Consider the following 12,090-nt stretch of genomic DNA (forward strand, 5'->3'; position numbering starts at 1 on the left):
CGGTTCCCCCCGACCTGGGCACGGGCACCATGGCCGAGCGCCGCGCCCTGCTGGCCAGCCAGCACGATGTCTGGCGCGCCGCCACCGTGCTGGAGCCGCGCGGCAGCGACGTGATGGTGGGCGCGTTGCTGTGCGCACCGCAGGACCCGGCCAACGCGGCCGGCCTGATCTTCTTCAACAACACCGGCTACCTCGGCATGTGCGGCCACGGCACCATCGGCCTGGTGGCCTCGCTGGCCTACCTGGGGCGCTTGCAGCCGGGCGAGCACGGCATCGAGACGCCCGTGGGCACGGTGATGACCACGCTGCACGGGGATGGCTCGGTCAGCGTGCGCAACGTGCCGGCCTACCGGCTGCACCAGGGGCTGTCGCTCACGGTGCCGGGCATCGGCACCGTCACGGGCGACGTGGCCTGGGGCGGCAACTGGTTCTTTCTGATGAGCGCGCATGGCCAGCGCGTTACCAGCGACAACCTGCGAGCGCTGACCGCCTACACCAGCGCCGTGCCGCTCGGCGCTCAAGGACCCGGGCATCACGCGGCGGCAACGGCGGCGAGATCGACCACATCGAACTCTTTGCCGACGACGAGGTGGCCGACAGCCGCAACTTCGTGCTCTGCCCCGGCGGTGCCTACGACCGCTCGCCCTGCGGCACCGGCACCAGCGCCAAGCTGGCCTGCCTGGCGGCCGACGGCAAGCTGCAGCCCGGCCAGGTGTGGCGCCAGGCGAGCATCATCGGCAGCAGCTTCGAGGCGCGCTACGAACCCGACACCCAGGCCGGCAGAATCATCCCTACGCTGCGCGGCACGGCCCACATGAGCGCCGAGGCCACCTTGCTGATCGCGCAGGACGACCCCTTTGCCTGGGGCATCCGCCTCTAAGCCACCAGCCACCCCGTGCGAGCTGCGGACGTGATCGTGGTCGGCGCCGGCATGATGGGGGCGGCCTGCGCCCACCTGAACTGGCCGACGCCGGCCTGTCGGTGCGCGTGCTCGATGCGCCGCCGCGGCGGCGCCACGCGGGCCGGCATGGGCCATCTGGTGGTGATGGACGACAACGCGGCCGAGCTGGCGCTGAGCCAGGCCTCGCTCGACCAGTGGCACGCCTGGGGTCCGCGCATGAATGCCGACCTGCCCGGCTGCGCATATGCCAACTGCGGCACGCTCTGGATCGCGGCCAATGCCGAGGAAATGGCCGGCGCCGAGGCCAAGGCCGCCGGCCTGCGCGCGCACGGCATCGCCTGCGAGCTGCTGGACGCCCCATCCCTGGCAAAACTGGAACCCGCGCTGCGGCCAGGCCTGCACGGCGCCCTCAAGGTCGGCGGCGACAGCGTGGTCTATGCCCCCAACGCCGCGCAGTGGCTGCTGGCGCACGCGGCACGGCCCATCGCCGTCGAGCATGCCCAGGTGGCGCGCATCGATGGCCGGCGCGTGCACCTGTCCGATGGCAGCGTGCGCGAGGGCGGCGCGGTGCTGCTGGCCGCGGGCATCCACGCCACGGACCTGTGCCCCGGCCTGCCGATACGCCCCAAGAAGGGGCACCTGGCCATCACCGACCGCTACCCCGGCACGGTGCGCCACCAACTGGTGGAGCTGGGCTACATCACCAACGCCCACCAGAGCGACGGCACCTCGGTGGCCTTCAACCTGCAGCCGCGGCCCACGGGGCAACTGCTCATCGGCTCGTCGCGCCAGTTCGACACCACCGACCCGGCCATCGACAACGCCGTGCTGGCGCGCATGCTGCGCCGTGCGCTCGACTATGTGCCGGGCTTGGCCGAGCTCAACGCCATCCGCACCTGGACCGGTTTTCGCGCGGCCACGCCCGATGGCCTGCCGATCATCGGCCACCACCCGCACCACAGCGACCTGTGGCTGGCCGTGGGGCATGAAGGCCTGGGCGTGACCACGGCGCCGGCCACGGCCCAGTTGCTGGCCGCACAGATCACCGGTGCCGTGCTGCCGCTCGACCCGGCACCCTATTCGCCTGATCGTTTTGCCGGGAGCCTGATCGCATGAGCACCGCCACGGTACAGATCCACGCCGATGGCGTGCGCCTGCAGGTCGTCCCGGGCACCAGCGTGGCCGCGGCCCTGGCCCAGGTGCCGCCGGGCCGCACGCGCAGCTCCGTCACCGGCCAGCCGCGCGCGCCGCTGTGCGGCATGGGTGTGTGCCACGAATGCCGGGTGCGCATCGACGGCCGCACGCACCTGGCCTGCCAGACCCTGTGCACCGAGGGCATGCAGGTCCACACCGATACCGGCGGGCCGTGCCCATGAACGCACTCAACCGTTCGCAGGCGCACGCGCACTGCGACCTCCTCATCATCGGCGCCGGCCCCGCCGGCATGGCCGCGGCACTGGCTGCGGCGCCGAGCGGCGCGGCCATCACCGTCGTGGACGACAACCCCGCAGCCGGCGGCCAGATCTGGCGCGACGGACCCGGTGCCACGCTGCCGCCATTGGCCCGCCAGCACCGCGAGGCGCTGGCGCGGCACGCGAACATCCGGCTTTTGTGCGGCACGCGCGTGGTGGGCCTGGGCGAGCGGCAACGGGCCGACCACGCTCCGGCCCTGCTGCTCGAAGACGCCGACCGGGGCTGGACCCAGCACAGCCACCGCATCGTGCTGTGCAACGGTGCGCGCGAACTGCTGCTGCCGTTTCCGGGCTGGACGCTGCCGGGCGTGACCGGCGCGGGCGCACTGCAGGCCCTGGTCAAGGCCGGGCTGCCCGTCAAAGGCCAGCGCATCGTGGTCGCAGGCACCGGCCCGCTGCTGCTGGCCGCGGCGGCCACCGCCACCCAGGCCGGTGCGCGGGTGGTGCGGGTGGCCGAGCAGGCCGGCTGGCGCGCACTCGCAGGCTTTGCCGCGCAGCTGCCGGGCTGGCCCGCCAAGGCCGTGCAGGCATTCACCCTGCTGCACCCGCAACTGCGTGCGGGCAGCCATGTGCTCGAAGCCGTCGGTGAAGGCCAGGTGCAGTCCGTGCGCCTGCGCGCGGGGCGTGGCGAAGAAACCATTGCCTGCGAACGCCTGGCGTGCGGCTTTGGCCTGGTGCCCAACACGCACCTGGGACAGCTGCTGGGCTGCGCCCTGGGCGGCCCTTTGAGTGGCGGCCTGGGCCTGCAGGTGGACGCCCAGATGCGCACCAGCGTGGCAGGGGTCTATGCCGCTGGCGAGTGCACCGGCTTTGGCGGCAGCGAGCGTGCACTGGCCCAGGGCGCCATCGCCGGCCATGCCGCTGCAGGCAACGCCACCGCGGTGCACACACTGCACACCACACTGCGCCGCTGGGAAGGCTTTGCCCAGGCGCTGCAGCAGTCCTTCGCACTGAACGAATCACTCAAGACCCTGGCCCGGCCCGACACCCTGGTGTGCCGCTGCGAGGACGTGTCCCATGCCGAACTGGCAGACCGCACCGGCTGGGTCGACGCCAAGCTGCACACGCGCTGCGGCATGGGCGCCTGCCAGGGGCGCATCTGCAGCGCCGCCACACAGCACCTGTTCGGCTGGACGCCGGCGCCGCCGCGCCATCTGCTGGCGCCGGCGCGCATCGCCACGCTGGCGGCGGCTGGCGACGACGCCCCCTCCGGCTGAGCCCCCGCTGCAGGAAGCACCCGATCAGGGCGTTCGCGCCTTCGGGCACGGGCACTCATCTTGCTTCTACATATATTAAGAAGATATTTATTTTGGTGCCGCCGATCCCTCCTCCTCCATAGCCACTCCAACAGAGCCACCCCCATGCCCTCCGCTTCCACCTCAGCCACCCCTCCCGTGGCGCCACCACGCGCCCCCATCCGCTGGTTGCTGGATTTGTCCAGTTGGCTGCTGCGCATGGAGCGCCACCTGCTCACCGCCCTCATGACCCTGCTGGTGGCGCTGATCCTACTCAACGTGGTGACGCGCTACAGCGGCATGCCCATCTACTGGATCGACGAGGCGGCGGTGTACACGGTGGTCTGGCTGACCTTCGTGGGGGCGTCGGTCATGACGCGGCTGCGCATGGACTTTGCCGTGACCATGCTCACCGACCAATTGGGTGCACGCGCCGCGAAGGCCATCAAGGGCGTGGCCACAGCATGTGTGCTGCTGTTCGGCGCGGCCATGCTGTGGATGTGCTGGCAGTGGATGGACCCGGTCGGCATCGCGCGCTACGGCTTCGACGCCAAGGAGTACGCGGCCGAGAGCTTCAATTTTCTCTACACCGAGCGCACGCAGACGCTCAACTGGCCCACCTGGGTGCTGCAGCTGATCCTGCCGATCTTCTCGGCCACCTTCAGCCTGCATGCGCTGGCCAACCTGCTCGAAGACATGGGGTGTGCCGAGCGGCGCACGCACCCGGGCTTCGACGTGGTCAGCGCCGACGCGGTGAACTGAAGACTCCCGAAGGCCCCTCCATGATCACCTCCCTCTTCTTCCTGGTTGCGCTGCTGGTGGGCGTGCCCATCGGCGTGTGCCTGTGCCTGTCGGGCATCGTCTACATCTTCGCCACCGGCGGCACGGTGCTGTTCCAGTCGTTTCCCATGCAGATGTTCGCGGGGGTGGACAGCTATGGGCTCATCGCCATTCCGCTGTTCATCCTGATCGGCGAGATCATGAACAGCGGCGGCATCACGCGCCGGCTGGTGGACCTGTCCATGGCCTTCATCGGCTCGGTCAAGGGCGGTCTGGCCTACGTCAACATCCTGGCCAACATGCTGGTGTCGTCCATCATCGGTTCGGCCACCGCGCAGGTGGCCATCATGTCGCAGGTGATGGTGCCCGAGATGGAAAAGCAGGGCTACGACAAGACCTTTGCGGCCGGCCTCACGGTGTATGGCGGCATGCTCGGGCCCATCATCCCGCCCTCGGTGATGTTCGTGGTGTTCAGCGTGCTGGCCCAGGTGGCCGTGGGCGACATGCTGATCGCCGGCATCATCCCCGGCGTGCTGCTCACGCTGCTGTTCTTCGCCGTGATCGCCCTCATGGGCTTCATCTACGACTACCCGCGCAGCGAACGGCGCACCCTGGCCCAGCGCGCCCGCACCATCGTGCTGGCCAGCCCCACGCTGCTGATCCCGATCGTGATCGTCGGCTCCATCCTGGGCGGGCTGGCCAACCCCACCGAGGCGGCTGCCGTGGGCGCGCTGTCCTCGGCCCTGGTGGGCCGCTACGTGACCAAGGAATTTCGGCTCAACGCCATGCCGGCCATCCTGCTGCGCTCGGCCATCTACTCGGCCGTGGTGCTGTTCCTGGTGGCGGCGGCCGCCGTGTTCTCGTGGCTGCTGATCTACGGCAAGGTGCCGCAGATGGTGGCCGCCTGGATCCAGACCGTGGCGCACGACCCCATCACCTTCCTGCTGCTGACCAATGTGATTCTGCTGGTCATCGGCACGGTGATCGATGGCATTCCCGGGCTGATCATGACCGTGCCCATCCTGCTGCCGATTGCCACCGAGGTCTACCACATCGATCCGCGCCACTTCGGTGTGGTGGTGGTGATCAACCTGGTGCTGGGCCTGATGACGCCGCCCGTGGGCCTGAGCTTCTTCGTCGCCTCGGCGGTCACCGGGGCCAGGCCCGGAAAGATGTTCCTCGTCACGCTGCCGTTCTTCCTCATCAGTTGCGTGGCGCTGGTGCTGCTGTCGCTGTTTCCGAGCCTGTCGCTGGCGCTGCTCGAATAGCGCCGCCCCCTTTTTCATCCCGTTCCCGTCCGTCCCCTTCCCCGACCCAGGAGAGTCCACCATGACCACCACCCGCCGCCAGTTCGTACAGCGCCACGCCGTGGCCGCTGCCGCCACCCTTGCCGCCCCGCTCGTGTTCGCACAGGGCGCAGGCGCCAAGGAATTCCGCCTGGGCCTGATCACCCCCGCAGGCCACTCGTGGAACCGCGCCGCGCTGCAGTTCGGCGAGGCGCTCAAGAAGGAGACCGATGGCCGCCTGAGCCTGACCGTCTTCCACTCGGGCCAGCTCGGCAACGAGGCCGCCATGATGCAGCAGCTGCAGTCCGGCGCCCTCGACATGGGCTGGATCCAGGCGGCCGAACTGGGCTCGCGCGTGTCCAGCATCGCCGCCATCAATGCGCCCTACCTGGTGCGCTCCACGCCCGCCGTGGCCAAGCTGGTCAAGCACCCGGCCGCCACCAAGCTCCTGGAAGTGCTGCCGCGCGAGACCGGCACCATCGGCCTGGGCTGGGGCATCACCGGCATGCGCGCGGTGTTCTCCACCAAGGACATCTCCGTGCCCACCGACCTCAAGGGCATGAAGCTGCGCATCAACCCCACGCCGGTGTACCGCGACTTCTACCAGATGCTGGGCGCCGCGCCCACGCCCATTCCGACCCCCCAGGTGTTCGACGCCATGAGCAACGGCCAGGTGGATGGGCTGGAGGCAGACATCGAATTCTCGTGGAACCAGCGCTTCGACAAGGTCGCAAAGACCCTGCTGCAGATGAACGCGCTGTTCATGCCCTTCGCTCCACTGGTGTCGGGCCGCATCTGGCAGGGGCTCGATGCCAAGGACAAGGAGCTGATCCGCAAGCTCACCGCCCAGTCGCTGGACGCGCAGATCAACGACATCGTGACCACCGAGGCGGGCCTGATCGAGAAATTCAAGGGCACCTCCATCGCCTTCAAGACCGCATCCTCGTTCAACCCCGAGGCCACCATCCAGGAGTTCGACAAGCTGTGGCTACCCAAGGCGCCGCAGATCGCCGAACTGCGCAAGGCCGGTGCCAGCCTGTGATTTAAGATGGGGCAGACCCCATGGTCCCCAGCCCGGGGGCCATGCCCTACCAGCCCACTTTCCGTCGATGACACCCAGCAGCAGCCCACCCCTCCGCAAAGACACCGGCCCCAAGCGGCGCGCGGCGGACGTGGCCTATGACGCCATCGAGGCCATGATCTCCACCCTGCAGCTGCAGCCCGGCAGCCCGGTGGTGGAGGCGGAAATTGCAGAGAGCACCGGCCTGGGACGCACGCCGGTGCGCGAGGCGCTGCTGCGCATGGTGTCCATCGGCCTCATCGTGCAGCAGCCGCGCCGCGGTCTGCAGGTCTCCAACATCGACCTGGCGGACCACCTGGACGTGATCCAGACGCGCCGCGTGCTGGAGCGGCTGATCGCCTCGTGCGCGGCACGCCGAGCCACTGCGCCGCAGCGCCAGTCCATCGTGCGCTGCGCCGAAGAGATGGTGCGCGCTGCCGAGCGCGGCGAGCTCGATGGCTACATGCTGGCCGACCATGGGCTCGACCAGATCGTGCACCTGGCGTGCCAGAACCAGTCGGCCGTGAAGTCCGTGGCGCCGCTCATCGTGCAGTGCCGCCGCTTCTGGTACGCCTACCAGCACGAGGGCGACGTGACCGAGGGCGCGCGCGCCCACATGCACCTGGCGCAGGGCATCGCCAGCGGCGACGAAGCCCATGCCGTGGCCGGCGCCAACCAGCTCATGGACTACCTGGAGCAGTTCGCGCGGCGCATCATCGACAGGTAATTGCTCCCCCTGAGTCGCTTCGCGCCTTCCCCCTGAGGGGGACGCCCCCAGCGCGGCGGGGCGGCCCTTGCGCGGGGGCGCTGGCTGGGCCGCGCCAGTTGCGTCCCACCTGGCTCTCCATCGAGTTCAGGCCGCAGCGCGCCAGGCCTACTGCGCGCCCTGGTGCCCCAGCGCGATGCGCTGCTCCAGAAAGCGCCACAGGCGCTCGTCCGCGCAGAACGCCACATTGAAGCGCAGCCAGCCCGTGGGCCGCGGCTCCACCAGGAACAGCGCGCCGGGCCCGAGCATGATGCCTTCGCCGGTTGCGTCCTGTGTGAGCAGGGCGCTGTCGGGCAGGTCGGGGTGGCGGGCCCAGAGGTACATGCCGGCCTCGGGTTCGTGGAACAGTTCGAAGCCCAGAGCCTCCAGCCGCTGCCCCACGCTGCGGTGGGCCTCGGCCAGGCGCTCGCGCAGCGACTTGAGGTGCTTGCGCCAGCGGCCATCGGTCACCACGCCGAAGGTGATGCGCTCGGTGATGTCCGACGAGGTCAGGCCCGAGACCATCTTGAGTTGCACCAGTTCGTCCACCAGATCGCGCCGCGCCGCGAGGTAGCCCGTGCGCAGGTTGGGCGAGATGGTCTTGGAGAAGCTGCCCAGGTAGACCACGCGGTGGAGCTGGTCCAGGCTGGCCAGCGAGGGGCGCACGCCCGCCTCCATGTCGGCGTAGATATCGTTCTCCACCAGCATGAAGCCGTGCTGTTCGGCCAGCTGCAACAGGCGGTGCAGGTGCGCCATGGACGCGACCGAGCAGGTGGGGCTCTGCAGCCGCGGCTGGGTGAAGAAGGCCGTGGGGCGGTGCTGGGCCAGCAAGGCCTCCAGCGCCACCAGGTCGTAACCGGTGGCGGTGCGCGGCACGCCCACGGCATGGGCCCCGGCAAAGCGCAGGATGAAGTGCAGGTTGGGGTAGCCTGGGTCGTCCACCAGCACCACGTCGCCGGGCTTGACCAGGCGGCGCACCACGAGGTCGAGCGCCTGGCTGGAGCCCTGGGTGAGCATGATGCGCTCGGCATCGGCGGTGATGTCGCGCTCGGCCATGGCCTCGGCCACCACCGTGCGCAGGTCCAGCAGACCGTGCGGCAGGCCATAGCCATCGAGTTCCGTGCCTTCGGACGACAGTTGGCGCATGCTGCGGCGCACCGCGTCGCCGAACAGCCAGTCCTGCGGCAGCCAGCCGCAGCCGGGCTTCATGGGCAGGTTGCGGTTCTCGAAGATCTGCTGCAGGTACCAGCGCGCATCGAAGGTCGGGGCCGGCCGCTCCGGCGCCGCCAGGCCCGGCGCCATCGCCTCGCGCCGCTTCACGAAGAAGCCGGCGTTGGCACGCGAGACCAGCCAGCCCTGGGCCACCAGCCGGTCGTAGGCCTCCACCACGGTGAACACGCTCACGCCATGGCTGGCGGCAAAGCTGCGGATGGAGGGCAGCTTGCTGCCGGGCTTGAGCGACTGCGCGGTGATCAGGTCCCTGAGCCCGTCGACGATCTGGCTGACCAGGGGTGTCGGCAGGTCCGGGTGGAGTGTGAGCATCGATGGAAACAGGAACAGAAGATGTGCCAGAGCAGGTGTACTGGATTCTAGACCTGCACAGTGCACATGAATCAGCATGCCGGTGTACATGGACGGTGTGCAGCCCGGCTTCCAGAATGGCGCCATTCTTCACCACGCCTGAACGCCAAGCCCATGCAGCACGACCGCCACTTCACCAATGCCGCCCTCCTCGCCCGCCGCCATGCCGCCGTGGCGCGCGGTGTGGGCCAGGCCCACGAGATCTTCGTCCAGAAGGCCCTGAACGCTGAACTGTGGGACGTGGAAGGCCGCCGCTACATCGACTTTGCCGGCGGTATCGCCGTGTTGAACACCGGCCACCTGCATGCCGGCGTGATCGCCGCCGTGAAGGCCCAGCTCGATCTGTACACCCACACCTGCTTCCAGGTGGTGGCCTATGAGCCCTATGTGGAAGTGGCGGAGCGCCTGAACACCCTGGCCCCCGGCGCTTTCGCCAAGAAGACGCTGCTGCTGACCACCGGCGCCGAAGCGGTGGAGAACGCCGTGAAGATCGCCCGCGCCCACACCGGCCGCCCGGGCGTGATCGCCTTCACCGGTGGCTACCACGGCCGCACGAACATGACGCTGGGCCTCACGGGCAAGGTGGCGCCGTACAAGATCGGCTTCGGCCCCTTCCCGGGCGAGGTGTACCACGCGCTGTTCCCCAATGCGCTGCACGGTATCAGCGTGGAACAGGCGCTGCATTCGGTGGAACTGCTGTTCAAGAACGACATCGAGCCCGAGCGCGTGGCGGCCTTCATCGTCGAGCCCGTGCAGGGCGAAGGTGGCTTCTACATCGCGCCTGGCGAATTCATCAGCGGCCTGAAGGCCTTGGCCGACCGCTACGGCATCTTGCTGATCGCCGACGAGGTGCAGACCGGCGCGGGCCGCACCGGCACCTGGTTCGCCTGCGAGCAGTGGCCCGTGGCACCCGACCTGATCACCACCGCCAAGTCGCTGGCGGGCGGCTTTCCGCTGGCGGGCGTGGTGGGCCGCGCCGAGGTGATGGATGCGCCCGCTCCCGGCGGCCTGGGCGGCACCTATGCCGGCAGCCCCGTGGCCTGCGCTGCGGCGCTGGCCGTGATCGATGCCTTCGAGAAGGAAAGCCTTCTCGCGCGCAGCCAGGACATGGGCGCACTGCTGGTGCGCGCGCTCAAGGATATGGCAACCAAGGTGCCCGCCATCGGCGACGTGCGTGGCCTGGGCGCCATGGTGGCCATCGAACTGTTCGAAGGCGGCGACCTGCAGCGCCCGGACGCGGCCCTCACGAAGAAGGTGGTGGCCGAGGCCGCGCGCCGCGGGCTGATCCTGCTGTCCTGCGGCACCAACGGCAACGTCATCCGCATCCTGGTGCCGCTCACGGCCTCCAACGCGCTGCTGGGGGAAGGCCTGGCCATTCTCGCGGACAGCTTTGCGGCCGTGGCCTGAACGCATACCGCGGATGCTGTCAGGGACGTGACTGCGCTGCCTGCAGCGCGGTCACCCCGCGTGTATATTCATTTTTGGCCGTTGGCGCCCCGGGCATGCGCTGCACAGCGGCAGCCCTGGCGCCCCCACTACAAACCGACGAGACACCACACCATGGACATGAAGACTTCGCCCCTTTCCCTGCTCAAGGACCCGAGCCTGCTCAAGACCGACGGCCTCGTCAACGGCCAGTGGGTGGCGGGCAACAGCCGCTTCGACGTGAACGACCCGGCCACGGGCCTGAAACTCGCGAGCGTGGCCAACCTGGGACCTGCGGACGCCGAGGCTGCCATTGCCGCCGCCAACGCCGCCTGGCCCGCCTGGAAGGCCAAGACCGCCAAGGAGCGCAGCATCATCCTGCGCAAGTGGTATGACCTGCTGATGGCCCACCAGGACGACCTGGGCCGCATCATGACGGCCGAGCAGGGCAAACCCCTGCCCGAGGCCAAGGGCGAGGTGGCCTACGGCGCCAGCTTCGTGGAGTGGTTTGCCGAAGAGGCCAAGCGCATCAACGGCGAGACCCTGCCCCAGTTCGACAACAGCCGCCGGCTGATGGTCCTGAAGCAGCCCATCGGCGTGTGCGCGGCCATCACGCCGTGGAACTTCCCGCTGGCCATGATCACGCGCAAGGTGGCGCCCGCACTGGCCGCTGGCTGCCCGGTGGTGATCAAGCCGGCCGAGCTCACGCCGCTGACCGCACTGGCCGCTGCCGAGCTGGCCCTCCGCGCAGGCATCCCCGCAGGCGTGTTCAACATCCTGCCGGCCGACAGCGACAACTCCATTGCCATCGGCAAGGTGCTGTGCGCGAGCGACGTGGTGCGCCACATCAGCTTCACCGGCAGCACCGAAGTGGGCCGCATCCTGATGGCGCAGTCGGCGCCCACCGTGAAGAAGATGTCGCTGGAGCTGGGCGGCAACGCGCCCTTCCTGGTGTTCGACGACGCCGACATCGACAGCGCCGTGGAAGGCGCCTTTGCCAGCAAGTACCGCAATGCCGGCCAGACCTGCGTGTGCACCAACCGCTTTTACGTGCAGGAAGGCGTGTACGACGCGTTCGTCGCCAAGTTCGCGGCCAAGGTGAAGACGGCCAAGGTGGGCAATGGTTTCGAGGACGGCGTGAACCAGGGCCCGCTGATCGAGGAAGCGGCGCTGGTCAAGGTGCAGCGCCATGTGGACGACGCCGTGGCCAAGGGCGGTACCGTGGTGGCCGGCGGCAAGCGCCTGGCCGGCCAGTTCTTCGAGCCCACCGTGATTGCCAACGCCACACCCGACATGCTGTGCGCGCGCGAGGAGACCTTCGGCCCCTTCGCCCCGGTCTTCAAGTTCAAGACCGAGCAGGAAGCGGTGGACGCCGCCAACGCCACCGAATTCGGCCTGGCCAGCTACTTCTACACCCGCGACGTGGGCCGCATCTTCCGCGTGGCCGAGGCGCTGGAATACGGCATGGTGGGCATCAACGTGGGCATTCTGGCCACCGAGCATGTGCCCTTCGGCGGCGTCAAGCAATCGGGCCTGGGCCGCGAGGGATCGCACCACGGCATCGACGACTATGTGGAGATCAAGTACCTCTGCCTGGGCGACATC

General features: G+C 69.1%; 10 protein-coding genes and 1 pseudogene. 10 read left to right on the forward strand and 1 reads right to left on the reverse strand.

Going from position 1 to position 12,090, the window contains the following annotated elements; genetic code table 11:
- From U5N23_RS25830 to U5N23_RS25865, 8 genes and pseudogenes are all read left to right on the forward strand, one after another.
- Positions 1 to 880, forward strand: a pseudogene (locus U5N23_RS25830) (4-hydroxyproline epimerase); the annotation flags it as partial.
- A 15-nt stretch (positions 881 to 895) separates the two neighbouring features.
- The gene (locus U5N23_RS25835; RefSeq protein WP_322595579.1) at positions 896 to 2,017 is read left to right on the forward strand and encodes an FAD-dependent oxidoreductase; all 1,122 of its coding nucleotides are present in this window, start codon (positions 896 to 898) and stop codon (positions 2,015 to 2,017) included.
- Complete coding sequence (locus tag U5N23_RS25840; RefSeq protein WP_322595580.1) at positions 2,014 to 2,277, forward strand: (2Fe-2S)-binding protein; 264 nt, start codon at positions 2,014 to 2,016, stop codon at positions 2,275 to 2,277. Before U5N23_RS25835 ends, U5N23_RS25840 begins: the two co-directional genes overlap by 4 nt.
- Positions 2,274 to 3,590, forward strand: coding sequence for an FAD-dependent oxidoreductase (locus U5N23_RS25845; RefSeq protein WP_322595581.1), 1,317 nt, complete (start codon positions 2,274 to 2,276; stop codon positions 3,588 to 3,590). Before U5N23_RS25840 ends, U5N23_RS25845 begins: the two co-directional genes overlap by 4 nt.
- 144 nt (positions 3,591 to 3,734) lie before the next feature.
- Complete coding sequence (locus U5N23_RS25850; protein WP_322595582.1) at positions 3,735 to 4,370, forward strand: TRAP transporter small permease; 636 nt, start codon at positions 3,735 to 3,737, stop codon at positions 4,368 to 4,370.
- A gap of 20 nt (positions 4,371 to 4,390) precedes the next feature.
- Positions 4,391 to 5,656, forward strand: coding sequence for a TRAP transporter large permease (locus U5N23_RS25855; RefSeq protein ID WP_322595583.1), 1,266 nt, complete (start codon positions 4,391 to 4,393; stop codon positions 5,654 to 5,656).
- Between the two features lie 61 nt (positions 5,657 to 5,717).
- Positions 5,718 to 6,716 (forward strand): TRAP transporter substrate-binding protein, encoded by a 999-nt coding sequence (locus U5N23_RS25860; RefSeq protein ID WP_322595584.1) that lies wholly within the window; start codon positions 5,718 to 5,720, stop codon positions 6,714 to 6,716.
- A gap of 67 nt (positions 6,717 to 6,783) precedes the next feature.
- The gene (locus U5N23_RS25865; protein ID WP_322595585.1) at positions 6,784 to 7,461 is read left to right on the forward strand and encodes a GntR family transcriptional regulator; all 678 of its coding nucleotides are present in this window, start codon (positions 6,784 to 6,786) and stop codon (positions 7,459 to 7,461) included.
- A gap of 147 nt (positions 7,462 to 7,608) precedes the next feature.
- Here U5N23_RS25865 and U5N23_RS25870 read toward each other — a convergent pair whose 3' ends face one another.
- Entirely contained in the window at positions 7,609 to 9,021 is a 1,413-nt protein-coding gene (locus U5N23_RS25870; RefSeq protein WP_322595586.1) for a PLP-dependent aminotransferase family protein, read from the reverse strand.
- 153 nt (positions 9,022 to 9,174) lie between these two features.
- Between U5N23_RS25870 and gabT the strand changes: the two genes are divergently transcribed.
- Both gabT and U5N23_RS25880 read left to right on the forward strand, forming a co-directional pair.
- The gene (gene gabT / locus U5N23_RS25875; RefSeq protein ID WP_322595587.1) at positions 9,175 to 10,467 is read left to right on the forward strand and encodes a 4-aminobutyrate--2-oxoglutarate transaminase; all 1,293 of its coding nucleotides are present in this window, start codon (positions 9,175 to 9,177) and stop codon (positions 10,465 to 10,467) included.
- 153 nt (positions 10,468 to 10,620) lie between these two features.
- Positions 10,621 to 12,090: NAD-dependent succinate-semialdehyde dehydrogenase (locus U5N23_RS25880; protein WP_322595588.1), on the forward strand; the 1,470-nt coding region annotated here is incomplete at its 3' end.

This window comes from Acidovorax sp., assembly GCF_034519795.1.
Lineage (GTDB): Bacteria > Pseudomonadota > Gammaproteobacteria > Burkholderiales > Burkholderiaceae_C > Acidovorax.

What these genes read in the sequence shown, in the direction of transcription:
- U5N23_RS25850 (WP_322595582.1), top strand. Translation starts at nt 3,735, where the DNA reads ATGCCCTCCGCTTCCACCTCAGCCACCCCTCCCGTGGCGCCACCACGC.
- U5N23_RS25845 (WP_322595581.1), top strand. Translation starts at nt 2,274, where the DNA reads ATGAACGCACTCAACCGTTCGCAGGCGCACGCGCACTGCGACCTCCTC.
- gabT (WP_322595587.1), top strand. Translation starts at nt 9,175, where the DNA reads ATGCAGCACGACCGCCACTTCACCAATGCCGCCCTCCTCGCCCGCCGC.
- U5N23_RS25870 (WP_322595586.1), bottom strand. Translation starts at nt 9,021, where the DNA reads ATGCTCACACTCCACCCGGACCTGCCGACACCCCTGGTCAGCCAGATC.
- U5N23_RS25860 (WP_322595584.1), top strand. Translation starts at nt 5,718, where the DNA reads ATGACCACCACCCGCCGCCAGTTCGTACAGCGCCACGCCGTGGCCGCT.
- U5N23_RS25865 (WP_322595585.1), top strand. Translation starts at nt 6,784, where the DNA reads ATGACACCCAGCAGCAGCCCACCCCTCCGCAAAGACACCGGCCCCAAG.
- U5N23_RS25840 (WP_322595580.1), top strand. Translation starts at nt 2,014, where the DNA reads ATGAGCACCGCCACGGTACAGATCCACGCCGATGGCGTGCGCCTGCAG.
- U5N23_RS25855 (WP_322595583.1), top strand. Translation starts at nt 4,391, where the DNA reads ATGATCACCTCCCTCTTCTTCCTGGTTGCGCTGCTGGTGGGCGTGCCC.